We start from the raw sequence: 26063 nt of genomic DNA on the forward strand, positions 1-26063 counted from the left end.
TTTCATGCACATCACCACGCCTTTTTTACTACGCTATACGCCTATCATAGCGCTGATTTTTGGACACTACCAGCATGGGTAAGTTCCTTGGCTAAATTTGCTTAGCTTCAATACGGGCCGCATGGGCTGCACTGCGCCGAGTACGGTCTTTGACCTGACCCACAAGTTGCCCACAGGCGGCGTCAATATCGTCACCCCGAGTCGATCTAATGGTGGTGGTAATGCCAGATTTTGCCATGATACGCTGAAATGCTTCAATTTGTGGTCTTGGGCTACGACGGTAATCTGATCCGGGAAACGGGTTAAACGGGATAAGATTCAATTTGCAAGGCACCCGCTTAAGCACTTGGGCAAGTTCACGGGCATGCTTGGGCTGATCATTAATACCATCGATCATGGTGTATTCCATGGTGATGACCCGCTTGTCTGTTAGGTTTTCTAAGTAGCGGTTGCAGGCATCTAACAAAGCCTCAATATTATATTTTTTATTCACCGGCACCAGTTCATTGCGCAGTAAATCATTAGGAGCGTGCAAAGAAATGGCTAAGGACACATCAGTGATTTGACTCAAACGATCGATGGCAGGCACCACGCCTGCAGTACTCAGGGTTACGCGACGCTTGGAAAGGTTATAGGCATTATCATCCATCATCAGGGCAATGGCAGGAGTCACACTATCAAAATTAAGCAGAGGTTCGCCCATACCCATAAAGACAACGTTGGTGACTCTTCTGGGTCCATTTGGATCCACTGGGCCAAAGGACTTAATGGCAATTCGCAATTGGCCAACAATTTCAGCCGCGGTTAGATTGCGGTTGAATCCTTGTTTGCCCGTCGAACAAAAGCTACAGTCCAAAGCACAGCCAACTTGAGATGACACACACAGAGTCGCTCGGTCACCATCAGGAATAAGCACCATCTCAACCTTGTTACCACCGGAGACACCAATGACCCACTTGCGCGTCCCATCTTTTGAATCACCACGATACAGCACTTCAGGTTCTATAATTTCAGCACTTAGGGTTAGTTTTTCACGCAGCTTTTTACTCACATTGCTCATACTTTCAAAGTCGTCTGCACCAAACTGATGGATCCATTTCATCACTTGAACTGCCCGAAACTTCGGCTCATCCATGGTTTTGAAAAAGGCTTCCATTTGCGCTTGGGAAAACCCCAAAATATTTATTTTCGTGCTAACTTCGGACATTTTAAGACCTGTAAACATTACCTAATTTTGCGTCACCATTTTGATGGTCTAAAGGCAATGCGGCGTTCACAAAGATCGCCGCACGTTGCAAGCTGTGTTAGCGGCTAATCATCAGCCTACGTTAAGCCAACTCAATTAGCTACCGAAGAAGTAAGCAATTTCGCGAGCGGCTGACGTCGTTGAGTCTGATCCATGAACTGCGTTTGCATCTATGGACTCTGCAAAGTCACAACGAATTGTGCCTGCAGCTGCTTCTTGTGGGTTAGTTGCACCCATTAGATCACGGTTTTTGTTCACTGCACCTTCACCTTCAAGAACCTGCACAACAACAGGCCCAGAGGTCATAAATGCAACCAAGTGACCAAAAAATGGTCGCTCGCTATGCTCAGCATAAAAGCCTTGGGCTTCAGCCTCAGACAATTGCTTCATTTCCATACTAACAACTTTAAGGCCGTTAGTTTCGAAACGAGAAACGATTTTGCCGATTACATTTTTTGCTACAGCATCAGGCTTGATGATGGACAGAGTGCGTTCTACCGCCATGGTATTCTCCAAACAGTGGGACCCATTAAATGGGTTAATATTAAAAAAGCAAAATCGTATTCAAAGATACGACAATTTTGACCGCGTGATTATACGCTGTATCGAACTTCTTTAATAGACTGCTTGACGCTAATCCAATTCATCAATCCATGCGGTCTGAATCGCTTCTAAAATCTTTTCTCCACAGCGTTTGGGATCGTCATTAAAGTCGGGCAAGGCCATGACCCATTCCATTAAATCGGTGAACCGCACTAGGCGCGGATCCACATCTGGATGGGCTTCATATAACTCAATCGCTATATCAAGGGTATCTGTCCATAACATACTCATAAAAACCTCCCCATATATCTAGCAGCCTTAATGGGCTTCAGAGACTATATTAATAGTGTACTTTGGAATTTCCACTACTAAATTGTCGTCGGCAATGACCGCCTGACAACTGAGTCTAGAGTCTGGCTCTAAACCCCAAGCCTTATCTAACATGTCATCTTCTAATTCATCAGATTCAATCATTGAATCAAAGCCTTCACGCACAACGACGTGACAAGTGGTGCAGGCACATGATTTCTCACAAGCGTGCTCTATATCGATACCATTAGCCTTAGCAGCGTCTAAAATAGTCTGCCCCGCAGGGGCTTCAAACACCTGCCCCTCTGGACAAAGTTCAGCATGAGGCAAAATAATAATTTGTGGCATGTACGTTAGCTCCTAAGCTCACTACAATTATGGCCAGCTGGGTTACAGCTGATCTACAGACTTACCCGCAAGGGCCCGTTTAATACTGTCATCCATACGCATCGCTGCGTAGGCATCACTGGCCTTAGCCATAATTTCAATTTGTTTAGCGATGGCATGATGGTCTTGGCCGTTGCGTACCACGACTAATTGCTCCATTTGGGTGACGATAGCTTGCTGTTCTGACGCCGTAAGAAGACGTTCAGCATCTTCAGCAAGGGCCATAGTCACCGCTTCTAAAAGACGATCAGCCTCCACTTGCTGTTCGCGCAAACTGCGCGCACTGCGGTCGTCTTCCACATTGGTCCAACTGGCTTTAATCATGTCTGCAATTTGTAAGTCAGACAAGCCATAAGAGGGCTTTACTTGCACCGACGCCGCCACACCAGAAGTTAACTCACGGGCGCTCACCTCTAGCAAACCATCAGCATCCACCTGAAATGTCACTCGAATTTTAGCTGCACCTGCCGCCATTGGAGGAATACCACGAAGTTCAAAACGAGACAAAGAACGACAATCTTGAACCAGTTCACGCTCACCTTGTAACACATGAATCGCCATGGCTGTTTGACCATCTTGATAGGTTGTAAATTCTTGAGCACGGGCCACGGGTATGGGGGTATTGCGGTCAATAACCCGCTCCACTAAGCCGCCCATCGTCTCCAAACCTAAGGATAGGGGCAACACATCAAGCAAGAGTAATTCTTCACCACTTTGATTACCCGCCAACACATCAGCCTGACGCGCTGCGCCCAAGGCGACCACTCGGTCTGGGTCAATGTCTGTTAGTAACGGTTGCTGAAATAATTCAGTCACCCGTTCTTGCACCCTTAAACTGCGCGTTGATCCTCCCACCATGACGATTCGCGAAATCCCATCAACCGTCACTTTGGCATCTCTTAAGGTGCGCTTAGTGGCTTTAATCGCTTTATCAATAATTGGATCTAACAATATATTCATCTGCTCACGAGTCAGTTCTATGTCAGCAAAGTCTGCGTCACCTGGCCAACCACTAAAGGACATTTGAGTCGTTTGCGTATGACTTAATAATTCTTTGCCTGCTCTAGCAAGGCGCAGTAAAAAACGCTGTTGTGATAAGTCTAGTTGAGCCGGTATCTGCCTTTGATGACGCATCCATTCAGCCAAAGCATGGTCAAAGTCATCACCACCTAAGGCAGAATCGCCACCCGTCGCAAGCACTTCAAATACACCTTGCTCCATGCGCAGTATCGAGATATCAAAAGTACCTCCACCTAAATCGAATACGGCAATCGTGCCTTGCTCTTGCTGATCCTGCTCCAAACCATACGCCACTGCAGCTGCAGTAGGCTCATTGAGCAGACGCAACACCTGAATACCCGCCAATTGAGCCGCATCTTTGGTGGCCTGACGCTGCGCGTCATCAAAATAAGCTGGCACAGTAATCACGGCGCCCACCAATTCTCCACCTAAACTACTCTCTCCACGTTGCACTAAAGCCCGAAGAATATCTGCAGAGACCTGCACTGGGCTTTTTAGCCCTGATACCGTATTAATCAGGGGCATGCCTTGATCACACGCTTCAAACAAATAGGGCATGTTTTCACCCAGACGTTTGACGTCTTCAATACCACGGCCCATTAAACGCTTAACAGACATTACCGTATTGGCAGCATCATCGACTAAATGGGATTGAGCCTTAATGCCAACTTGGGGCAACTCATCAGCCAAATACCGCACCACAGAAGGCAATAAATGCTCACCTCGACTATTAGGCAAAGTCTCTACTTGTCCGCTACGAACACTTGCTACTAACGAGTGGGTGGTACCAAGATCTATACCTACGGCAAGTTTTCGCTGATGAGGTTTAGCACTTTGACCGGGCTCTGCAATTTGCAACAAGGCCATGTATATATTCCTTAATCGAGCAATACACCCTCGAGGGTATTTAATTGCTGCTGTAACTTAACGATAAACTGAAGTTTACGCACTGATGTTTCAGCCGCTTCCAACTGAGTTGAGCTATAGGCCTGAGCAAATTCAGTTTCTAATTGGCTAGCCTGAGTCTGCAACTCAAATGCCATAGTGTCCATTTCAGTTTCTGGATCTTGCGCCTGATGTATATCTTCTAGACGCTCTTGCTGCTCAATTTGATGCAATAGAAAGTCTAGAGGCATGCTGGTATTGGTTGGCACTAGTGGATCCATACCATGAAGTTGCAACAGGTAAATGCCACGTTTTAATGGTTCACTTAAGGTGGCATAGGCTTGATTCAAGTAGGCAGTAATTTGCACTGCCTGCCTTTGATCACTATCTGATTGGGATACAAACCGATCTGGATGATGCTGCTGCTGAAGGCGTCGGTGAGATTGGCGCAGACCATCAAGGTCTATGGCAAAGTCACGCGACAGTCCATAACAAGAGAAAAAATCTTGGCTAATATCCATAGAACTGGGTCACCAAAGGCCTACTAAACGTTAAAGCTTTCACCACAACCACATTCACTTTTTGAATTAGGGTTATTAAATTGAAAACCTTCATTAAGACCTTCTTTGGCATAATCCAATTCAGTACCATCAAGATACAACAAGCTTTTTGGATCAATGACTACTTTCACTCCCTTGCTATCAAAAATCGCATCATCTGCAGAGATTTTATCAACAAACTCAAGAATGTAAGCCATCCCGGAACAACCTGTGGTACGCACACCTAAGCGCACACCCTCACCTTCGCCACGATTAGCTAAATAATTTGTGACATGATCAGCAGCTGCTTGGGTAATGGTAATGGCCATGATGCCCTCCTCCTAAAAATACTTAATAACGCCAGAGCGTTATTGCTTGCTCTTATAATTTACAATGGCGGCTTTAATCGCATCTTCGGCTAATACAGAGCAATGAATTTTTACTGGCGGCAAGGCCAGCTCTTCAGAGATATTGGAATTACGGATTTCACCCGCTTGATCCAGGGTCATGCCCTTCATCCATTCGGTGACCAATGAGCTTGACGCAATAGCCGAACCACAACCATAGGTCTTAAACTTAGCGTCCTCAATGATACCTGCATCATTAACTTTAATTTGCAGACGCATAACATCGCCACAGGCTGGAGCTCCAACCATACCGGTTCCAACGTGCGCATCTGTTTCATCCATTTTTCCTACGTTACGTGGATTTTCGTAATGGTCTAAAACCTGTTCGCTATATGCCATGTTACTCACCTCTCTATCTAATTTATAGGCTCACAGTGGTTCAACCACTGCGCCTGTTATATATTCTTTATTGGACTTTTTACATCAGAGCGGATTGCGCTCCAATTAATGTGCAGCCCACTGCACAGTGTCCAAGTCAACTCCATCTTTGTACATATCCCACAAAGGCGATAGTTCACGCAACTTATTAACCGCATTGAGAGACAAAGCGATGGCTTCATCAATGTCGGCTTCAGTGGTAAAACGGCCAATACTAAAGCGAATCGAACTATGGGCTAACTCATCATTCATACCCAAGGCACGCAACACATAAGAAGGCTCTAGACTAGCCGAAGTACATGCTGAGCCTGACGATACGGCCAACTCACGCAAAGACATGAGTAAGGACTCACCTTCTACAAAGTTGAAGCTAATGTTCGCATTACCCGCCACGCGTTGTGTAGCATGACCGTTCATATAGACTTCTTCCATATCCTTAACGCCATCCCACAAGCGCTGGCCCAACTTTTGGATGCGCGCATTATCAGCGGCCATTTCTTCTTGGGCGATCGCAAAGGCAGCACCCATACCCACAATTTGGTGAGTTGCTAAGGTTCCGGAGCGCATGCCACGCTCATGTCCACCACCATGGATCTGAGCTTCTAAACGCACCCGTGGCTTACGACACACGTACAAGGCACCGACCCCCTTGGGACCATAAGTTTTGTGAGCCGAGAATGACATCAAATCCACTTTTGCTGCGGCCAAATCAATGGCAATTTTACCCGTACTTTGAGCTGCATCAACGTGGAACAACACCTTGTTAGCACGCGTTACTTCTGCAATCGCTGCAATATCTGTGATCACACCAATTTCATTATTCACATGCATTAAGGACACTAAAATAGTATCTTCACGCAGCGCGTCAGCAACCTGCTCAGGGCTAATTAAACCATCTGGCGTGGGATTTAAGTAAGTCACTTCAAACCCTTCACGTTCAAGCTGACGACAGGTGTCTAACACCGCCTTGTGCTCAATTTTAGAGGTAATAATGTGCTTACCTTTTTTGTGGTAAAAATGTGCCACACCCTTAATCGCAAGATTATTTGACTCGGTAGCACCAGAGGTCCACACAATTTCTCGTGGATCAGCATTAATTAAATCAGCGACTTGACGGCGCGCATTTTCGACCGCCTCTTCAGCCTGCCAACCATATATATGAGAGCGTGACGCTGGGTTACCAAAGTTACCCTCTTGCGTTAAACAATCACACATTAGTTTAGCAACCCTAGGATCTACTGGTGTCGTTGCTGAATAGTCCAAAAAAATAGGCAATTTCATGTATCTTCTCCACTGTTCGAAACAGCTATTAGTCAATTCTAAAAACAGGTAATTCTATACTCACTCACTGACAAAATTTAGCAATTCTGCAGCATGTGCTTGTCTGATCTGGCCTTGGCTAGAGACTTGTGCATCACCATCTTTCACCAAACTGGCTAGGCTAATACTATTCAAAAATGAGTGAATTTGGTCACTCAAGTCAGTCCATAAATCGTGTGTTAAACATCGACTGCCCGCTTGGCAGTTTTCGGTGCCCCGACATCCAGTGGCATCAACTGCCTCATTTACCGCTTCAATCACCTGTGCCACAAAAATACTTTCAGCACCCCGACTGAGACAATACCCACCCCCAGGACCTCTTACACTTTGCACTAAACCTTGACGCCGTAACTTGGAAAACAGCTGCTCCAGATAGGACAGGGAGATCACTTGCCGCTCTGAAATATCAGCCAAACTGATCGGCTTATCAGACGCATGGATCGCAAGGTCTAACATGGCAGTCACCGCATAACGGCCTTTCGTGGTGAGCTTCATTGGAGCGCCTGTAATTTAGTGATGCTCCATTTTACTAAAACCCGACTAAATTAGTCAAGTATTAAAGCGCCCCCATTTACAGTGAGTTTTATCAGTGCTTTTCGTCACTGGAATCAATAGCTGCCTCAAAATCTGCCACGTTTAGGGTAGGTAGGCTCTCGTCTATATAACTCGCATCCAGCTCTTTCATTTTAGTGGCCATGCAGTGTAATTTTTTATCGACTGCATGCATGTGGTCCAAAATCGCTGCTAAGGATTTAGCGACTGGGTCGGGCAGGTCTGAACTCATGCCATAAGCATCAAACTTTTCTGCTCGGTCTTGACGTAACTTTTGTTCAGCCTCACTCGGGCGCTCAATAATGCGCCCAGGAATGCCCACCACCGTGGCGTTTGCTGGTACCGCTTTGGTGACCACAGCGTTGGAGCCAACACGGGCATTTTTACCCACCTCAAACGGCCCTAATATCTTCGCGCCTGCACCCACAACCACACCATCGTTGAGGGTTGGGTGACGCTTACCTTTATCCCAAGTTGTGCCGCCTAGAGTCACGCCATGATACAGAGTCACATCATCACCAATAATAGCCGTTTCTCCAATCACGACACCCATGCCATGATCAATAAAAAAACGATTTCCTATTTGCGCCCCGGGGTGAATCTCAATCCCTGTGAACCAGCGGGTGATCGTTGATAAATAACGCGCTAGCCACTTGAGGCCCAAGGTCCAAAAACTATGAGCAATCCGATGCATAAGTAAGGCGTGAAGGCCAGGATAACAGGTCAAAACCTCAACAAAATTTCGAGCCGCAGGGTCACGGTGGAAAACTGAAGCGATATCCTCTTTTAGATGTCTAAACATGACCAAAATCCTCATTAAAAGGGCTAGAACTCACACTTTGTCCAAGCATCTAAGATGCCATTTAGACAGGTTGTCTGGGTTATGGGGTTTATATGGTGACTAACGTGGTTTTTTCAACGTGCGCTGAATCGCCGTCAAAATACCTCGCATGATATTATGCTCGATACGATCCATGCGCACCCGCACATACAATCGTCGCAGGCGCGTCATTAACTGACGCGGGTTTTTTGGGTCCAAGAACTCGACCTCCACTAACGTTTCTTGCATGTGCTCAAATAGCTTTTCCATTTGGTCATTGGTTGCCAACTCTTCATCCCACTCAGTGCCCCAAATGGATGTGGGCCCTTCTCCTTTATCTACCGCCAACAGCGCCATGCGCAATTCATAGGTGATCACTTGGACCGCAGCAGCTAGGTTGAGGGAGCTAAAGTCTTCGTGGGAAGGGATATTGACATGACAATTACACAACTGTAATTCATCATTAGTGAGGCCTCGGTCTTCACGCCCAAACACAAAAGCAACCTCATGTTTTGGCAGTTCAGACAGGGCTTGTGCTGCCGTTTGTCTTGGGTCTAATAAAGGCCATGGAATATTGCGACTGCGCGCGCTAGTGCCCACAACTAAGCCACACCCTTCGATGGCTTGCGCTAAGGTGTTGACCACTCGCGCGTTAGCCAAAACATCCTTTGCACCCGCTGAGCGGGCATCCGCTTTGCCACTAGGAAACTCTTGTGGATCCACCAATACCAAGTTGTGAATACCCATGTTTTTCATCGCTCGAGCCACCCCACCAATATTGCCAGGATGTGAGGTATTTACTAAGACAATGCGCGCATTGGCCATTAAATTTTGCATGAAAGCAGCTAACCTAAAAAGTGAATAAATATTGAAGACAGGATAATAGCGATATTCCGCCATTTTGTCGTGTTTTGAGAGCGATTCTCCAGCCACAGCTGGGTTTTTTTAGTCCTTTTTTGCTATACTGCGCGCCGTCGACGCGATTGCGTCCTGTTCTTTATAAACTTTAAGGTATTTCATTCATGCTTCCGCTAATTAACATTGGCCTGCGTGCCGCGCGTATTGCTAGTGAACAACTCGTCAGATCCATGGAACGGCTGGATCTTATTCATGAAGAAGGCCAGGAACTTGATGCTCATTTGCGCAAGCAATTTGAAGGTGCTGAGCGCACGATAGCCTATGAAATACATAAAGCGCACCCAGAGCAAGCCGTGATTGGCTCTGTGGCTGGTGAGATGAATGCTCCCACAGAAACACCCACGAAAGTTTGGCGCATTAGCGCCATTGACGGCCTTGATCAATATGCCCATAGCCTCCCCATGTTCACCTTGACTATGGCCTGCTATGAGGAAGGCAAGTTAACTCACTCAATTATTATCTGCCCCACTAGCGGTGAAGAGTTCTGCGCTAGCAGAGGCCGCGGCGCGCAACTCAATGGCCGGCGTATTCGCGCCAGCAAGCGTGCCACCCTAGACGGCGCCCAAGTGTTCGGTGGTGGCAACCAAAACCGTGAAGACTTGACAGATTTTGATCGTGGCCAAACCATAAGTCGTTATTTGTTTAGTCAAGGCGCCACTAACTACACCCAACTCAGTAACAATATGGCATTAGCTTATGTGGCTGCTGGTCGCATTGATACTCTGTGGCACAGCAATATTGATGACACAGCAGACGCGGGTTTATTGTTGGTATTAGAATCTGGCGCCCTCGCTGCAGACTTTGCAGGTGGCTCTGCCATGAATAATGGGGAGTTAGTGTGTGCGAATACCAAACTGCTCAAGCTTATGCTCAAAGCCTTACATAGCGCTTAATGCTAAGGTCCGAGTGATAAGTCAAAAGTCATAAGTAATGCATGATAAAAGACATGGCAGTTTCTCTGCCATGTCTTTTAAAGAAGCATAAGGGCCATTAAAACCCTACTTTAAGGACGACCTAGGTCTGCTTCTAAATCCTGCTCAAAGCCTTCACCCTCTTCAAACCCTTCGCCCTCAATGACTTCTTCTTTGGGTGGTACAATTAGATCTTCCTTGGTAATACCCAGCAACAACAGCACGTTGACTGCTACATAGATAGAAGAATAGGTGCCTACCAAAACGCCAATCATTAATGCCAAAGCAAAGCCGTGAATTAATTCACCACCAAAGATTAATAGCGCCAGTAACACTAAAAGAGTCGTGATAGAGGTAACCAAGGTGCGACCCAATGTTTGGGTCAGGGACTCATTAATGACTTCAATGGTCGTGCCCTTGCGCATTTTACGGAAGTTTTCTCGAATTCTATCGGATACCACAATAGTATCGTTGAGGGAGTAACCAATCACTGCCAAAATTGCCGCCAAGACAGTCAGGTCAAAGTCGAGCTTAAAGATCGAGAAAATGCCTAGCACGATGAGCACGTCGTGAATTAAGGCAACCACCGCACCCACTGAAAACTTAATTTGAAAGCGCAAAGCGACGTAGATCATCACGATGCCGAGCGCCAGCAACATACCTAAACCGCCTTGCTCGGTGAGCTCCTCACCCACTTGTGCACCTACATATTCCGAACGACGCAACTCAACTGATGAAGTCGCAGATGATTGCAAAGCCGACAGCACTTGTTGGCCTACTTTGTCGTTAAAGGTTTGACCTAAACGCACCAGCACCTCTTTTTCGGAACCAAAGTTTTGCACTACGGCGTCATCAAAACCAGCGTCCTGTAATTGCACACGCACATTAACTAAATTAGGCGCTTGTTCGTAGCCTACTTCAATTAAGGTACCCCCGGTAAAATCTAAACCAAACTGGAGCTGATTGATGGCTAAAGAGGCCAAAGCGCCAAGCACTAAGGCCATAGACAAAGCCCCTGCAATTTTTCGCAAGGACATAAAGTTAATAATCTTTAGGTCACTCATTTGCCTGCTCCCATAAATAAAGGCCATATTTTAATGTCTGTAATTTTTCGCCCACCATAGACCCCATTGACCATGGCCCGGCTCACCATAATGGCGGTAAACATAGAGGTTACAATGCCAATAGACAAGGTCACTGCAAAGCCCTTAATCGGGCCTGTGCCCACAGCGTACAAAATAACGGCCACCAAAAGGGTGGTGATATTGGCATCAAAAATAGTACTGAACGCCCTTTCATAACCTGCATTAATAGCCGACTGGGGCGCCATGCCCGCTTTTAGCTCTTCCTTAATCCGAGAAAAAATGAGCACGTTGGCGTCCACTGCCATGCCCACGGTAAGCACCACACCCGCAATTCCAGGCAGAGATAAGGTAAAGCCCAATAATGACATCACGGCCGCAACCAATAGCAGGTTAAAGGCTAGAGCTACGTTAGCAATCACACCAAAAACACCATAAAAGGCCATCATAAACACAACCACTAAGGCCAGACCAATTTGAACCGAAGTTAATCCAAGGTCAATATTTTCCTGCCCTAAGCTAGGACCTACTGTGCGTTCTTCAACGAAATACATGGGTGCAGCAAGAGAGCCCGCCCGTAACAATAACGCTAGCTCTGAGGCTTCACCCGCTCCATCAAGGCCGGTTATACGAAAACTATTACCCAAGGCTGTTTGAATAGTGGCTAAGGAAATAATACTTTTTTCTACATAAGATTGACGCTGTTCAACCAGTTGGCCTTCTTTTTTGACCAATTTGATGCGTGACTTGTGCTCTACAAATACCACTGCCATGCGCCGTTTCACCGCATTGCGCGTGATGCGATTCATTAACTTACCACCCTGAGCATCAAGGTCGATATTCACTTGGGGTGAGCCTGTTTCGTCAAAGTTAGACTGCGCATTGGAAACACTGGTGCCACTAATAATTAGGTCTTTTTCTAAGTTTGCTTTGCGCTCAGGGTTAGACCTAAAGGTAAATTCCTCAATGGCTACTCGAGCCACGCCTGGCTTGGCTTCTAAGCGAAATTCTAGGTTAGCTGTGGCGCCTAGTACGCGCTTTGCAGCGGCCGTATCTTGCACACCAGGCAACTGCACCACAATACGGTTACGGCCTTGGCGTTGCACTAATGGCTCTGCCACACCCAGTTCGTTAACCCGGTTGCGCAAGGTGGTTAAGTTCTGATTAACCGCATAGTTCTCAATTTCACGCACAGTAGATTCATTCAAGCTAACCAGCAGGTAGTAGGCGCCATCAGCCTCTGCATCTTCAGCACTCATTAGAAATTCACTGTAATTTGACTTAAGTTCAGAGCGTGCTTGGTCACGAACCTCGGCGTCCATAAATTTAATTCGTAAACTACCATCAGCTTCACGAGATACCGCACGATAGCGCAGTTTTTCCGCTCGCAGGGCCGTTTTAATTTCACTGACATACACGTCTAAGCGTTGAGACACCGCTTGCACCATATCGACTTCAAGCAAGAAGTGAACGCCACCGCGTAAATCTAGGCCGAGCTTCATTGGACCAGCGCCCAGATTAGTTAACCAATCAGGTGTGGTAGGGGCTAAGTTGAGTGCAGTCAAATATTGATCACCCAAGGCATCACTCAAAGCCGCTTTAGCACGCAATTGTGATTCAGAATCAGTTACACGCACGAGTACGTTTTTATCAGTTAACGCCACCCCTGTGGTGCTCATATCGGCTTCGCCTAAAGCGTAAACTACCTCATCAAGCACACGGTCATCAATGACCGTAGCACTTCTTGCTCCAGAGATTTGTATAGCCAGGTCATCTGGGTATAAGTTTGGCAGTGCATAAAGCCCACCAAGGGCCAAACCCACAACAATGAGTAGGTTTTTCCATAAGGGATAATGATTTAACACAGGCTTTCCTTGAAAAACGAGTCATAAAAAAAGCCCCATTGTCGGCTACAAATGTGCCGTCCAATTAAGGCTTTAACACGGCAAATTTAGATCGACTTAATGGTGCCTTTGGGCAACACAGAGGCCACAGCCGCTTTTTGGAAATGGGAGTCGATACCTTCTGCCAAGGTAATAGTCACAAAATCATCACTCACTTTAGCCACTTTTCCAATCATACCGCCATTAGTGACCACTTCATCACCCTTGGACAAGCCACTCATTAGGTTCTTATGCTCTTTGGTGCGCTTTGATTGAGGACGCCAAATCATAAAATAGAAAACGGCCGCAAAAATCACCATCATAATGACTAAAGAACCTGGATCACCACCTGAGGCTGCGCCACCTTCGGCTGCGGCTGATTCAATAAAAAAACTCATATTATCTCCAACATTATTAACTAAAAATTAAATTATTTATTTTGTAAAACCGGCTAAAACGGGCGTAGACAAGCCACGCCGTTGGTAAAAATCATCGACAAAGTCGTCCAATGTACCTGCTTCCAGTGCTGTACGCAATCCTGCCATAAGCCGCTGATAGTAATGCAAGTTGTGAATGGTATTAAGTTGCGCACCTAACATTTCTCGACACTTATCTAAATGATACAAATAAGCCCGAGAAAAATGGGTGCACGTATAACAATCGCAATCTTTATCAAGGGGGCTAAGGTCCGTTTTGTGCACCGCATTGCGGATTTTTACCACCCCATCTGTAATGAATAAGTGTCCATTCCGGGCATTCCGAGTGGGCATCACACAGTCAAACATATCCACACCGCGCCGCACACCTTCCACTAAATCTTCTGGTTTACCAACCCCCATCAGATAACGTGGTTTGTCAGCAGGTAGTTTAGGTGCCGTGTGAGCCAACACCCGCAACATATCGTCTTTCGGCTCACCGACTGATAAACCACCAATGGCAAAACCATCAAAACCAATTTCAGCTAAGCCTGCAAGAGACTCGTCTCGCAAATGTTCATACATACCGCCTTGAACGATACCAAACAAAGCCGATGGACTCTCGCCATGGGCATCCTTGCTGCGCTTAGCCCAGCGCATAGAGCGACGCATTGACACAGCAGCCTCATCCTCTGTCGCAGGATAGGGTGTGCACTCATCAAAAATCATCACTACATCTGAGCCTAAGTCTCGCTGTACCTGCATCGATGATTCGGGTGTCATAAACACCGTATCACCATTAACAGGAGACTGAAACTTAACCCCTTCTTCGTTAATTTTAGCACCCAGACTAAATACTTGAAAGCCACCCGAATCCGTGAGAATGGGTTTTTGCCACTGGGTAAAGTTATGCAAATCAGCATGCAGCTTTACCACCTCAGTGCCTGGCCGCAACATCAGGTGAAAGGTATTACCCAATATAATTTCTGCACCCGTGGCTTCAATATCTCTGGGCAACATTCCCTTGACTGTGCCATAAGTACCCACCGGCATGAAACATGGGGTTTCTACTGAGCCCCGCGGGAAAGTTAAGCGACCACGACGGGCTTCACCACTTTGAGTCAGGCGTTCAAATTTCATAAAACAACTGCGACTCATGGGCACTCCAAAGCAGAAGACTGGGGCGTCACCAACATGGCGTCACCATAACTAAAAAAACGATAACCTTGCTCAATGGCTTGGGCATAAGCATGCATCACATGATCTCGGCCAGCAAATGCACTCACCAACATCAGCAAGGTCGATTCAGATAGATGGAAATTAGTCACCAAGGCATCAACACTCTTAAAGCGGTAGCCTGGGTAAATGAAAATATGAGTCTCACTTTTGAACGGCATAATTTCACCTTCAGCACTGGCACTCTCTAACGCCCTCACACAGGTGGTGCCCACCGCAATCACTCGACCACCTTGACTCCGAGTTTGTTGCACCGCTGCACACACCTGGGCACTAACTTCCACTAGCTCACCATGCATGTGATGGTCTTCAATGCGCTCAACCTTAACTGGCTGAAAAGTACCCGCTCCCACGTGCAAAGTCACAAAAGCACAGGTCGCTCCCTTTGCCGCTATGGCATCGAGTAGTGGCTGATCAAAGTGCAAGCCCGCCGTAGGTGCTGCCACAGCGCCATGGTGCTCGCCATAGACCGTTTGGTATCGGTCTCGGTCTGCGGTGTCATCGGGACGATCAATATAGGGGGGTAATGGCATATGCCCTAGGCGCTGCAGCACACTTAACACATCATCATCTTCATCTAAAACTAGTTCAAATAAGCTCTCATGACGGGCCACCATCGTAGCCCAAACCTCACCTTCTAACAATAATCGCGCCCCAGGTTTGGGGGCTTTGCTTGATCTTACATGAGCTAGGAAATTATGTGGCCCCAGCAATCTCTCTACTAATACTTCAATTTTCCCACCCGATTGCTTGGCACCAAATAATCGCGCCGGGATGACCTTGGTATTATTAAGTACTAACAAATCACCCGCTTGTATAAACTCCAACAAGTCAGTGAAAACACCATGGGAAACAGTTCCAGATTCACCATTTAAGTGCATGAGTCGGCTCGCCGTGCGCTCAGGTGCGGGGTAACGAGCAATGAGCTCTTTGGGCAGATGAAAAATAAAGTCAGAAACTTGCATGGGGCTAAAATAAGTGTCAACACGTAGAAAAAAAGGGTGTAAAGTCAGGGGTGCTATGATACCTAAACTTTGGGCCAAGTCACAGGACTATATGGATTTAGTATGACGCCTGTCTCCCAGCTGCGTGCCCAAGGCGAGACTCAAGCGTTATTTATATTTCAAAGCTATTTTTAAGTTATTTTTAAGATGTTTTTAACGCGACGATTAATTCAATAACCTTGCCTTAAAATAGTCGGCAACCATTAAATAATAACGAGAACCTCCATGCTAACTGCTGTCAACACCATTATGAATCGCCGTGAGTGGGCTATGCTTGTGACCTTGTCGGTACTTTGGGGTGGGTCCTTCTTTTTTGCTGAAATAGCCCTTGAATCCTTGCCACCTTTAACAATAGTCACTCTTCGAGTGGGCCTTGCTGCGATCACATTATGGCTGGTGGTTCTGGCGTTGAAGCTGCCAATACCCAATAGCCCCCCCATTTGGATTGCATTATTAACCATGGGACTATTAAATAACGTCTTGCCTTTCAGCCTAATTGTCTGGGGCCAAAGCCAGATTAGCTCAGGCTTAGCAGCAATTCTCAATGCAACCGCGCCTTTATTTGGTGTCATTGTGGCGGGCATACTATTGCGCGATGAGTCAGCCACACCCCTTAAAATCACGGGTGTGGTCGTTGGTTTTGCTGGCGTTATTGTGATGATGGACTTATCGAGCATCGCCACTAGCAGCCTGCTAGCCCAACTTGCCATTTTAGCAGCCGCCCTGTCCTACGCTTGCGCTAGTGTTTACGGTCGCCGTTTCAAAGCCACAGGCCTTAACACTATTTTAGTGGCGGCAGGACAAGTCACGGGGTCCACTCTGCTCCTGTTGCCCATCGCTTTATGGGTGGATGGTAATGACCCCTATGCCAATGTGCCGGCCCAAGTTTGGGCAGCCATCATTAGTTTGGCAATGTTTTCCACCGCTGCCGCGTACATTTTGTATTTCAAGCTATTGGCTAGCGCTGGGGCCACAAACATTTTACTCGTCACCCTGTTAGTGCCTGTTTCTGCCATTTTATTGGGTTGGTTATTTCTTGAGGAAAGCCTACAAACACCCCACATCATCGGTATGGCAATGATTGCTTTAGGCCTATCTGCCATTGATGGGCGACTATGGCGCAGAGCAAGTGAAACATAGACCGCTAATGTGACAAAAGCCCCGACAAAGCCATTGACGGTTTTACTTAACTCTGTATAATTCGCCCCTCAATGTGCCAGTGTGGTGAAATTGGTATACACGACGGATTCAAAATCCGTTGCTTCGCGGCGTCCCGGTTCGAGTCCGGGCACTGGTACCAGCGCATATTGCAGCCCTCATGATACGTATAGTGCATGGGGGTTTTTTATGCCTAAAGCATCAATTCCTTGAATAATTCCTTGAATGAAAACCCTATTATCTCAGCCAAAAGAGGGGGTGGGGTGGCTGGGCTTTCTGTAGATAACTGTAGTAGCCACCAGTACATTTAAAAAAGCCAATTCTCAATTTAAGAAAACAGTAAATCCAAATCAAAAAAAAAGCCCTACTCAAGTTTCCTCAAGTAAGGCGTGTTGTAACTGGCTCTTGCGTTAACCTTTGATCAGCTTATTGCTCACTCAATCACTAATCTTCACACCGTCTTTGAAGGTTCCAGTCAATTCTTTATCTACAGTTCCGTTTTCATTGTAACTAACCGAAGCACCTTCTCTCTTACCATTCTTGAAGTTGCTTTTGTAACTCAACTGACCATTTTTATGGTAACGAACCAAAGCACCCTCTGGTACACCATTCTTGTAGTTTCCTTTGTAAACTAACTGACCATTCTGAAAGTAACTAACCCAAGCACCTTCTCTCTGACCGTTCTTGTAGTTCCCTTTTTTAAATAAATCACCATTACTCCAGTACCAAAGCCAAGCACCCTCTGGTACACCACTCTTGAATGACCCTTGCTCCCCACCAGTCACCTCACCGGTAAAGGGAACATCATTAAACTTCTGGTAATAAAGACCATCACGCTCAACTAAATCATCCATCGTTTCACTCCAACTTGGAGGCGAGAGAAGTGATATGAAGAGGATGGTGAGGAGTGTTTTGATTAGTTTCATTAGATGACTATACCAAACTAGGTTCGATGTTCAAACGATTGGACTAGAACTTAGAGGGGCAATCTCTGACTACTCAATCACTAATCTTCACACCGTCTTTGAATGTTCCTGTTAATCTTTTCTGAACAGTTCCGTTTTCTTCGTATCTAACCCAAAAACCTTCGTGCTGACTGTTCTTGTAGTTACCTTTCCACCATAACTGACCATTCACATGGTAACCGACCCAAGCACCTTCTCTAAAACCGTTCTTGTAGTTACCTTTGTAACCTAACTCACCAGAATACCCGTAAAAAACCCAATGACCTTCTCTCTTACCATGCTCGAAGTTACCTTTGGATTCTAACTGACCATTGCGGTAATAAACCCAAGCACCTTCTTCCTTACCGGTCTTAAAGTTACCTTTCCACCATAACTGACCAAATTCGTCGTACTGAACCCAATCACCGTCTCTCTCTGCGTCCTTATAGTTACCTTTGTACTCTAACTTACCGTTCTTATAGTACTGAGCCCAAGCACCATCTCTTTTACCGTTCTTGTACGATCCTTGAGGATTCCCAGTTACCTTCCCATTAAATGGAACATCAGTGAACTTTTCGTAATAGAGACCTTCACGAAACACTAAATCATCCATCGTTGCACTCCAACTAGGAGAGGACAGAAGTGATATGAATAGTATGGTGAGGAGTGTTTTCATTGGTTTCATTAGTCTAACAATCTGTGTAGTTACTTTCTAAACATAAGCTAGACATATCCTGTGCTTTGGATATATCAGCTGGGGTCATTTCTTTAGTTATTTTATCTTTATTCTTACCACCAATTTCGTTGTCGTTATAGCTACTTAAGTTGTACCACATATAGGCTCGTTTAGTGTCTGTTAGAACACCTCTGCCATTATCGTACATAAGCCCCAGATTAGCTTGAGCCTTAGCATGACCCTGCTCAGCAGCTTTGGTGTACCATTTCACAGCGGTCTTATCATTCTCTGGAACACCGTCACCATTTTGGTACATACTCCCCAGATTAAATTGAGCGCTAGCATGACCTTGCTCAGCAGCTTTGGTGTACCATTTCACAGCGGTCTTATCATTCTCTGGCACACCATCGCCATTATCGTACATAACCCCTAGATTATATTGAGCATCAATATCCCCTTGCTCAGCCAAAGGAGTCCACTCTGCTAGGGCAGTCTTAAAGTCACCTGATTGCGCTGCCTCCCGACCTTTATTAAAATCAGCAGCAATTGCTACTCCACTTCCCAATAATAACGAAAGTGTTAAACCAATAATTATCTTTCTAATCCTCATGCTGCCAACCTATCAAAATTACTCTGCTTACTATGGAGACTACTAATATTAGGCTTTCATTGATATAGGAAGATTGCTTATTTTATAACCTCAGCCGTATGACCACTCACTTTTAACAACCGCTAACACAAGAGCCTTTAGCCATACTTATAGCCCATTCTAAAGTCATAATGCCCATGCTTATGTTGGCATACTAGCGCTGCTTAGAGAGCCTTTCTGGAGCTTACAGGGGTGCTTTTGAGGGTGCTTTCAGGTGTAGGGTTATTGTGGTTTTAAGTATGCTTTTAGGCTTACTGAAAGGGTTATAATATAGGGATATTAGAGGCTGCTGATTTCCACAGCATTGCTAAATTTAGCTAATAAAGATAAGTTAATAAATCAAAGCTTAGAAGCTAGTTTTAACAGAAATGTTATCTCCTCAGCTTTAAACCACATTGGTAAAATTAGTTAGTAATTATGATAAGAACTTTTACGCTATTGATTCTGTGCGTCCTCTCTTCAACCGCTCTTGCTAATTTAAATGGTTATTTAGCATCATCTGGAGCGTCAAAAGAGAGTCTTGAACAGGTTGAATATTCAGAATATGGAGCTTATCTCCATTTTGATCAACTTCCAAAAGTATTGTTTCTACGTGATAGTATTAGAGATGGAGACATCTTTGACTTTAGACGGGCGCTCCGTAAACACCCATCCATTAGTGCGTTAGTGTTGGATAGTGAGGGAGGCTTAGTTAGAGAGGCATTACTGATTGCTGGGGTAGTCTCTGATAGAGGCATGACAACTTACGTTCCAACAGGTGCCCTTTGTTCATCAGCCTGTTCGTTTATCTATTTTGCTGGTAAGTCACGTCTAGTAAAAGGGGCGCTAGGTGTGCATCAATTCTCTAATGCAGATAATACTAAACGTGACAACGTCAATGAAGTGCAACAAAACACACAGTATACCACCTCCGAAATCATCGGATTTCTCAATGCGTTTGACACACCTGTCTTTGTTTATGAGGAGATGTTTGCTTCTTCAAAAATGTATTATTTTACAAAAGAAGAACAAATAAAACTGAGTTCCCATGAATCTTTGGCCACACTAACCAGTGTAGATACTTTTATAGGGAACTTAAGACAAGAGGCTGATTTACAAAAACAAAAGGCTGAATTACAAAAACAAAAGGCTGAATTACAAAAACAAAAACAAAAGGCTGATTTACAAAAACAAAAACAAGAGGTTGAATTACAAAAACAAAAAAGAAAGCAGCGCATAGGTGCAATCAAATCACTTCAAACAGAGTTAAAGCGACTTGGTTGCTATAACGGGCTAGTTGATGGTGCGATAGGGAACAATACGGAAAAAGCATTATTAAGGTATCTAAAACGCAAACCCCAACTCTCAGACTTGGGCACTAATTCTTTGGTTGAACTAACAAAGAAATTAACCAAAGAAAAAAGAGTTGAATGTAATATAGAGAAGGCAGTTTCAGCTCCTAAAGTCCAGACCCCTAAAGTCCAGACCCCTAAAGTCCAGACCCCTAAACCTGATCGAGTAAACGATAGTATTGCCTACTTTGATGCTGCTAATCTTAAAGGGTATAAAAAAGTTAGAGCTTTAGAAAATTTCATTATTGAATACCCAAAAAGCACTAGATTAGGTGATGCGTATTTTTTACTTGGGGGAACATATTATTTTGACTTTAAAGCATTACACAAGGCAATTGAATCACTTACTCTGCTGGTTAAATTAAAGTATGCACATAACAAAAAACCCTATGCGATGTATCTTATGGGAAATGTTTATAATGATCTTGGTCAGCTAATAAACTCTAAGAACATGTACCGACAGGTGATACAAAAATTTCCTCAATCAAAAGCTGGAAAGCTCTCTCGTGAAAAACTTTACAAAGAATTTAGTGAGACAGACAGTTCTAGGGCATACACTGTAACCCAACCTCCCAATGACCCTAAGGCAGCTTATAGGGCTGCATATGAGCTTATTAGAAAACGTCAGTTTAATGCTTCAATTGTGGCACTATTAGCTTTTGTGAAAAACTTTCCACAAAGTGCTCTTGTTGTTAATGCCTATTATTGGTTAGGAGAGGTCTATATGGTGCAAGGTGATGCATCCTTAGCAATAGTGTCTTTTGAAAATGTGTTTTCTAAACATACTCAACACAGAAAAATTCCAGACGCGCTTTATGGAGCTGGAGTAGCTTATAAAAATATAGGAAATGTAAGCAAAGCTAATAAACTTTGGCAACGGGTGATTGCTGAGTATCCTCAATCTTCAGCAGCAAGGAAAGCCCTTGAGGAAGTAAATTAAGATGTACGACTCTTCTGCATTGATAATGACCTCAAAAGATAGTTCTACAGTTGATGTATCAGCGTTTTCTCACTAGTTGGGATAATCAACCTTAAGTCGTGTCTTGCAACCTAAGGTCTCATCACTCCACAAACGACTCATAGCCTCCTTTGCCCACTCTGCATCACCTTGCTTAACAGCTATAGCGTCATGTACCGGCAGTGATACTATGCCTTGCTCAATACCCTCAAGCATGACCTTTCTCAGTATGGCACCCTCTAGGTTTTGTGCACTTAATCCCCATCCTTCAAACAAGTTAATCTTAGGGTAGCGCTTTAGGGTGCCTTGCTTGATTGTGTCAAATAGCTCTGCATTGAAACCATCTTGGTTAAGTGCCTTAAAGGCTTTGGTCTCATCACTGGCTCCCATAGCTACAGTAATGAATTGTTTGATTCTGTTACGATCATCAACTTTACATAACTCACCTATATCCTCATAAGGTGTTTCCCCAGCATCCTGTGAATGAAGTACAGCTAAATTGAGACGTAAGTGGTTAGCATTAAAGTCTACTTCACATATTGGTTCATCATCTATTAACGTGTTTATACGCACTCTCGAGGTACGATCTGGTAACGCTTGATATGGCGTATAAAGCCGACCTCCCTCAAGTGCAGTAGTGTTGTACTTAAGCTGCACAGGCCCTTTACATGCCCATGTATGATTCTTAAGAAACTCATTAATAGTGGTCATGCCTTGTCTTTCAGGATGATCTTTGACCAGTCGATTAATAATACGGTGCCAACCTTTAGCTGGGTCTTTAATAGTTATGTAGGGCGGTTTAATCTCTTGTTCAATATCGAGAAAATACTCCCATATCTGTATAACCAATTCATCCGTTGGAAAGAGCCTAGTCTTAGATGGTTCATTTTTGTATTTCTTACCTTCCTCAAGAGAAACTAAACCCACTTCATCTAAATATCTAACAATATCTTTAAGGTACGTTAGTTGGAAACCAAATGCTTTGATTAGGTGATTTCCTTTAGGCCCATACGCATTGTTGTCCATCGTCACAAGCAGCCACTTACGTTGAAAGATAGACTGAGCTAATGACATGAGGACAACTTCCCAATGCCATTTAAAGTCAGCTAACTGCTGAGGGCCTCTGCGCTTAGTATTAGATTGATTTACAAAAAGGGTGACGAGTTGGTCAAACTTAAGCGATGATGAGCCTTGTCGCATAGTCTTGGGGGAAAGGAACATATGATGCTTATAATCATCTTCTGGCAAAGATTGAAGGGCTATTATTTCCTTTAATTTCAATAGATTATCGCTAATAATCATAACTTTTCTCTGCATAGGGACTTCCCGTCCTCCTAAGGCTTAAGAATACTAAGGTACAGCATAGGAGCCTTAAGATACTAGGGGTATATCTGTTAGTAATTCCTTTATCTATTCATAATGGATTAACTTAAGAACTTAGGCATATTCTTTATGTATTACTTTAATGATCAACTAAAGAGAACTACTTAAGGTTACCTTTATCTATTCATAATGGATTAATTATATAACCTACCTAAGACTACTTGTAGCTATTATTAATGTTAACTAACCAAGTGATATAGAGTCTTAAGTGTATCAGGCCGTGTCCAATATCTGCTTAAGAACCTTGTGTTTGATACTTGGTTATTATCATTAAAATAGTCATAAGTGCCCTAGCCTCAGTCAAGCCTAAGGTGCTGTAGGCACCCATATAAGCTCACACTCTTCAGTATCTAAAGTACACATTACCTGATGCTATAGGCACTCTTGGCTTGGTCATGTGCGCTGTGTAAACTAGTGCTAATATAGAGATTCACGAAAGCAACTCAGAGCCATTTTAAAAGGTTGACCAACGAGATTCTGGAGAACCCCGTGGTCTAAGGTCATTTGGGCTGACCTTGTTATTATCCTAACATTGTCTCTGTGCTATCTCTCATACGATTTATTAAGGCTCCCATTTAGAATTGATATTTTTCAATGAATCCTTCTTATTTCGTTTCACTAGAATAATTATGAGGTAAATAAAGACAAGGGCAAATCCAACTACAGAAGCTATAGTGGTAGTGATAATTAACATCCTCTCAAATGTTGTCGCAGGGGTTAGCGGTGGCTAATCTAAGAATTATTCCTAGATGCTTGTTATTCTAACAGCAACAGAGTTATCCAATCCAATACTCCTTACCTATGTCTTATTAGTTATAAACTGATGGTCATGATTCAGGCACCTAAAGCGTCCCTACGCCAAATCTGAGCCTTGGGCAGCCCTATAGTCTTAACCATGTGCTGTGCGCTTGAGGACTTGGGCAACCTAAGTGCCTTGGGCAGCAAAAACCAATACATTGCTATCAGACCTAAGACTATCCTCAAGTGCTATCAACTCTTGGTGAATTATAATTGAATCATCACGTAACTTAATAACCGTTGCTTCTTTACTAATACCCGTTGAACCATAGTTTAATAAGTGCTTAGACGCTTTACGATGAGGGTCTGCCCAACCAGCTATGGACGCTAGAGTAAGCACAGAGACACCAGCATTCTGGCCATTAATCTTAAATGTATGCCGTAGACAATGGGCTGAGGTGTTTGGTGAGTCTATAGTAAACATGGTTCGTACTAGCCCCGAATACAAAAGAATTCAATCTGAGAATATTGGTTATAAGGAATTGCTGGAACTAGAATCTGACAGTGAATTCCTGAATGCTATATACCAGCGTATGTTGAACCGCCCACTAGACGAACACGGTCGCTTTCACTATGGATTGCGACTTCAAGGTGGCACTCTCCGTGAGGTGATTATTAGTGAACTGAAAAATAGTGAAGAGTATAAACAAGCTCTCTTATAAATAATTGGGCAATACCTTTACAAGAGAAAGAAAACCAGCTTCACTAGATGAGTAAACATTAGCATCGACTGGCCGAGAGGAGGAAATCACCACATCAGCTGTCATGCCAAATGAACTATCACTTTTTACAATGTCTGTATCTAGCCCAACATCTAGGCCTGTGACCGCTTTAAAGTTTCGCTGCATAGACTCTCGTAAGTCATAAGCACCCTAAGCCTCAACTAAACCAGAGGTACTGTAGGCACCCACATAAGTTCACGCTCTTTGGTATTTAAAGCACACATTGCGTCAAAAACTGCATTAGAGATTTGATCAGCTAGTTTATCTGGATGACCTTTAGAGGCTTACTCAAAAGTAAAAACTGAATAATTAGAAATATTTTCCTCTGAACTTCCTAAACACTGAACCACTTCAATAACGGGGTCATTTAAGATGTGTTATGACATTAACATACCGTATAACGTGGTTAATTAGATATTAAATAGGTGCTTGATTTGCACATATTCTAAAGAATCTATTCGTGGGCCGAACTGGCTTACCACACGGGCTGCGGCTTCGTTAGCAAACTTAGCCCCCAATGCATAGCTGTGACCTGCATTAATAGCATACAAAAAAGCACCAGCATACATATCGCCTGCGCCGTTGGTGTCGACTGCATTTGCAGTGACGCCAGGTGTTTGCAACAGATTCACACCATCATAGGATAATGAGCCACCAGCACCAAGGGTAATCACAAAGGTTTTGGCGAACTTTTTCAATTGCTCTGCCGCAGCTTCTGTATTATGGGTTTTAGTAAAACTTTTTGCTTCGTCGGAGTTGCAAAACAGTAAATCTACACCGTTACCAATAACCTTAAGTAAGTTATCTTTAAATACCTGAACGACAAATGGATCGGAGAGGCTAAGTGAAGTTTTTACTCGGTTTGCTTTGGCACATTCTATGGCCCTTACTGCTACGTCAGTTCTAGTGTCATCAGTGACTAGATAGCCTTCTAGGTATAACCAATCTGAATTGATAAGCGTAGGTTCGTCTACCTCATTGGAAGTCAAATCCAGGTTCGCCCCTAAGAAAGTATTCATAGTACGTTCTGCGTCATCAGTGACCATAACTAAGCACTTACCTGTAGTACCAGAGCCAGCTCCTGCTTTGTGAAAATCAACGCCTGTTGCCTGCAAGTCCTCAACAAAGAACCTCCCATCCTCATCATCTGCCACTTTACCAGAATAGAATGTTTTAGAGCCAAAGCAGCTTGCTGCAACAACGGTATTGCATACAGAACCACCGCAACTTCGTTTAATATGAAATGCGTGGGAGCTTAAAGCACTTAACAACTCAAATTGTCTTTCTTCGTCTACCAAGGTCATCAAACCTTTGTCGATTTTGTGGGTGCTTAAAAAATTGTTAGTCACTACAGCTTCGGTATCGACAAGAGCAGCGCCGATGCCATAGATTTGGTATTTTTTCATGTGATAACTCTAAGGTTAGATTGCGAATGGATTTAACTGGGCCACAATCGCAAGATTATATTTATTGATAGTCAGGTCGCTGGTATCTGACCTTTGCCACTTTTGGCCCTACCCTTACCAGACCTTTGCCAAGCAAATCAGCCTACAGGCTAATGATAGCAGTACCTATGCCACCTTTACTA

28 protein-coding genes, 1 tRNA gene and 1 pseudogene are annotated in these 26063 nt (G+C 44.4%); 5 read left to right on the forward strand and 25 right to left on the reverse strand.

Annotated elements, in window-relative coordinates:
- Positions 1-91: 91 nt before the first annotated feature.
- From rlmN to trmJ, 12 genes are all read right to left on the reverse strand, one after another.
- Positions 92-1207 (reverse strand): 23S rRNA (adenine(2503)-C(2))-methyltransferase RlmN, encoded by a 1116-nt coding sequence (gene rlmN / locus ABXT59_RS11820; RefSeq protein ID WP_443636302.1) that lies wholly within the window; start codon positions 1205-1207, stop codon positions 92-94.
- A 135-nt stretch (positions 1208-1342) separates the two neighbouring features.
- Positions 1343-1750 (reverse strand): nucleoside-diphosphate kinase, encoded by a 408-nt coding sequence (gene ndk, locus ABXT59_RS11825; RefSeq protein WP_443636303.1) that lies wholly within the window; start codon positions 1748-1750, stop codon positions 1343-1345.
- 129 nt (positions 1751-1879) lie between these two features.
- A complete protein-coding gene (gene iscX / locus ABXT59_RS11830) occupies positions 1880-2080 on the reverse strand; it encodes a Fe-S cluster assembly protein IscX (protein ID WP_443636304.1) in 201 nt (66 codons plus the stop codon).
- A gap of 27 nt (positions 2081-2107) precedes the next feature.
- Positions 2108-2446, reverse strand: a complete 339-nt coding sequence (fdx, locus tag ABXT59_RS11835; protein WP_443636306.1) for an ISC system 2Fe-2S type ferredoxin — start codon at positions 2444-2446, stop codon at positions 2108-2110.
- A gap of 42 nt (positions 2447-2488) precedes the next feature.
- Positions 2489-4372 carry a Fe-S protein assembly chaperone HscA gene (gene hscA / locus ABXT59_RS11840; RefSeq protein ID WP_443636307.1) on the reverse strand — a complete coding sequence of 628 codons (1884 nt, stop codon included), beginning with the start codon at positions 4370-4372 and terminating at the stop codon, positions 2489-2491.
- An 11-nt stretch (positions 4373-4383) separates the two neighbouring features.
- On the reverse strand, positions 4384-4911 hold the full coding sequence (gene hscB, locus ABXT59_RS11845) for a Fe-S protein assembly co-chaperone HscB (protein WP_443636309.1): 528 nt from the start codon (positions 4909-4911) through the stop codon (positions 4384-4386).
- Between the two features lie 23 nt (positions 4912-4934).
- Positions 4935-5258, reverse strand: coding sequence for an iron-sulfur cluster assembly protein IscA (gene iscA / locus ABXT59_RS11850; protein ID WP_443636311.1), 324 nt, complete (start codon positions 5256-5258; stop codon positions 4935-4937).
- Between the two features lie 39 nt (positions 5259-5297).
- Complete coding sequence (gene iscU / locus ABXT59_RS11855; RefSeq protein ID WP_443636312.1) at positions 5298-5675, reverse strand: Fe-S cluster assembly scaffold IscU; 378 nt, start codon at positions 5673-5675, stop codon at positions 5298-5300.
- A 105-nt stretch (positions 5676-5780) separates the two neighbouring features.
- Positions 5781-6995: an IscS subfamily cysteine desulfurase gene (locus ABXT59_RS11860; protein WP_443636314.1), complete on the reverse strand. Its 1215-nt coding sequence runs from the start codon at positions 6993-6995 to the stop codon at positions 5781-5783.
- Between the two features lie 60 nt (positions 6996-7055).
- Positions 7056-7529, reverse strand: a complete 474-nt coding sequence (gene iscR / locus ABXT59_RS11865; RefSeq protein WP_443636315.1) for a Fe-S cluster assembly transcriptional regulator IscR — start codon at positions 7527-7529, stop codon at positions 7056-7058.
- A 91-nt stretch (positions 7530-7620) separates the two neighbouring features.
- Positions 7621-8388, reverse strand: coding sequence for a serine O-acetyltransferase (gene cysE / locus ABXT59_RS11870; protein WP_443636316.1), 768 nt, complete (start codon positions 8386-8388; stop codon positions 7621-7623).
- A 99-nt stretch (positions 8389-8487) separates the two neighbouring features.
- Positions 8488-9243: a tRNA (cytosine(32)/uridine(32)-2'-O)-methyltransferase TrmJ gene (gene trmJ / locus ABXT59_RS11875; RefSeq protein WP_443636317.1), complete on the reverse strand. Its 756-nt coding sequence runs from the start codon at positions 9241-9243 to the stop codon at positions 8488-8490.
- Positions 9244-9428: 185 nt separating this feature from the next.
- Here trmJ and ABXT59_RS11880 point away from each other — a divergent pair, with 185 nt between their 5' ends.
- Positions 9429-10217 (forward strand): inositol monophosphatase family protein, encoded by a 789-nt coding sequence (locus ABXT59_RS11880; RefSeq protein WP_443636319.1) that lies wholly within the window; start codon positions 9429-9431, stop codon positions 10215-10217.
- A gap of 110 nt (positions 10218-10327) precedes the next feature.
- Here the strand turns inward: ABXT59_RS11880 and secF are convergent, their stop codons facing one another.
- From secF to queA, 5 genes are all read right to left on the reverse strand, one after another.
- Complete coding sequence (secF, locus tag ABXT59_RS11885) at positions 10328-11299, reverse strand: protein translocase subunit SecF (protein ID WP_443636320.1); 972 nt, start codon at positions 11297-11299, stop codon at positions 10328-10330.
- Positions 11296-13182, reverse strand: a complete 1887-nt coding sequence (gene secD / locus ABXT59_RS11890; protein WP_443636321.1) for a protein translocase subunit SecD — start codon at positions 13180-13182, stop codon at positions 11296-11298. Before secD ends, secF begins: the two co-directional genes overlap by 4 nt.
- A gap of 86 nt (positions 13183-13268) precedes the next feature.
- Positions 13269-13598 (reverse strand): preprotein translocase subunit YajC, encoded by a 330-nt coding sequence (gene yajC, locus ABXT59_RS11895; protein WP_443636322.1) that lies wholly within the window; start codon positions 13596-13598, stop codon positions 13269-13271.
- A gap of 36 nt (positions 13599-13634) precedes the next feature.
- Entirely contained in the window at positions 13635-14756 is a 1122-nt protein-coding gene (tgt, locus tag ABXT59_RS11900) for a tRNA guanosine(34) transglycosylase Tgt (RefSeq protein WP_443638616.1), read from the reverse strand.
- 14 nt (positions 14757-14770) lie between these two features.
- Positions 14771-15817, reverse strand: a complete 1047-nt coding sequence (gene queA / locus ABXT59_RS11905) for a tRNA preQ1(34) S-adenosylmethionine ribosyltransferase-isomerase QueA (RefSeq protein ID WP_443638618.1) — start codon at positions 15815-15817, stop codon at positions 14771-14773.
- Positions 15818-16081: 264 nt separating this feature from the next.
- Here queA and ABXT59_RS11910 point away from each other — a divergent pair, with 264 nt between their 5' ends.
- Together ABXT59_RS11910 and ABXT59_RS11915 are read left to right on the forward strand one after the other, a co-directional pair.
- Entirely contained in the window at positions 16082-16996 is a 915-nt protein-coding gene (locus ABXT59_RS11910) for a DMT family transporter (RefSeq protein ID WP_443636323.1), read from the forward strand.
- A gap of 75 nt (positions 16997-17071) precedes the next feature.
- A tRNA-Leu gene (locus ABXT59_RS11915) sits at positions 17072-17156 on the forward strand.
- A gap of 295 nt (positions 17157-17451) precedes the next feature.
- Here the strand turns inward: ABXT59_RS11915 and ABXT59_RS11920 are convergent.
- The 3 genes from ABXT59_RS11920 to ABXT59_RS11930 all read right to left on the reverse strand — a co-directional run bounded on the left by ABXT59_RS11920 (position 17452) and on the right by ABXT59_RS11930 (position 19244).
- Positions 17452-17868 (reverse strand): toxin-antitoxin system YwqK family antitoxin, encoded by a 417-nt coding sequence (locus ABXT59_RS11920; RefSeq protein WP_443636324.1) that lies wholly within the window; start codon positions 17866-17868, stop codon positions 17452-17454.
- Positions 17869-18013: 145 nt separating this feature from the next.
- Positions 18014-18571 carry a toxin-antitoxin system YwqK family antitoxin gene (locus ABXT59_RS11925; RefSeq protein WP_443636325.1) on the reverse strand — a complete coding sequence of 186 codons (558 nt, stop codon included), beginning with the start codon at positions 18569-18571 and terminating at the stop codon, positions 18014-18016.
- A 76-nt stretch (positions 18572-18647) separates the two neighbouring features.
- Positions 18648-19244 (reverse strand): tetratricopeptide repeat protein, encoded by a 597-nt coding sequence (locus ABXT59_RS11930; protein WP_443636326.1) that lies wholly within the window; start codon positions 19242-19244, stop codon positions 18648-18650.
- Positions 19245-19700: 456 nt separating this feature from the next.
- On the opposite strand from ABXT59_RS11930, the gene ybgF reads away from it, so the two are divergent.
- Positions 19701-21554, forward strand: coding sequence for a tol-pal system protein YbgF (ybgF, locus tag ABXT59_RS11935; protein ID WP_443636327.1), 1854 nt, complete (start codon positions 19701-19703; stop codon positions 21552-21554).
- Positions 21555-21626: 72 nt separating this feature from the next.
- On the opposite strand, the gene ABXT59_RS11940 is transcribed toward ybgF, so the two are convergent.
- The gene (locus ABXT59_RS11940; protein ID WP_443636329.1) at positions 21627-22889 is read right to left on the reverse strand and encodes a hypothetical protein; all 1263 of its coding nucleotides are present in this window, start codon (positions 22887-22889) and stop codon (positions 21627-21629) included.
- A gap of 991 nt (positions 22890-23880) precedes the next feature.
- On the reverse strand, positions 23881-24177 hold the full coding sequence (locus ABXT59_RS11945) for a hypothetical protein (protein WP_443636330.1): 297 nt from the start codon (positions 24175-24177) through the stop codon (positions 23881-23883).
- On the opposite strand from ABXT59_RS11945, the gene ABXT59_RS11950 reads away from it, so the two are divergent.
- Positions 24176-24415 (forward strand): DUF4214 domain-containing protein, encoded by a 240-nt coding sequence (locus ABXT59_RS11950; RefSeq protein WP_443636331.1) that lies wholly within the window; start codon positions 24176-24178, stop codon positions 24413-24415. The genes ABXT59_RS11945 and ABXT59_RS11950 overlap by 2 nt on opposite strands.
- Here ABXT59_RS11950 and ABXT59_RS11955 read toward each other — a convergent pair.
- The 3 genes and pseudogenes from ABXT59_RS11955 to ABXT59_RS11965 all read right to left on the reverse strand — a co-directional run bounded on the left by ABXT59_RS11955 (position 24410) and on the right by ABXT59_RS11965 (position 25881).
- Positions 24410-24601: a hypothetical protein gene (locus ABXT59_RS11955; RefSeq protein ID WP_443636333.1), complete on the reverse strand. Its 192-nt coding sequence runs from the start codon at positions 24599-24601 to the stop codon at positions 24410-24412. The genes ABXT59_RS11950 and ABXT59_RS11955 overlap by 6 nt on opposite strands.
- An 89-nt stretch (positions 24602-24690) precedes the next feature.
- Positions 24691-24792: pseudogene (locus ABXT59_RS11960) on the reverse strand (S-adenosylmethionine synthetase N-terminal domain-containing protein); the annotation flags it as partial.
- A 93-nt stretch (positions 24793-24885) separates the two neighbouring features.
- Complete coding sequence (locus tag ABXT59_RS11965) at positions 24886-25881, reverse strand: adenosine kinase (protein ID WP_443636334.1); 996 nt, start codon at positions 25879-25881, stop codon at positions 24886-24888.
- Between the last annotated feature and the right edge of the window lie 182 nt (positions 25882-26063).

Source organism: Candidatus Njordibacter sp. Uisw_058 (assembly GCF_047730065.1).
Lineage (GTDB): Bacteria > Pseudomonadota > Gammaproteobacteria > Pseudomonadales > Balneatricaceae > Njordibacter.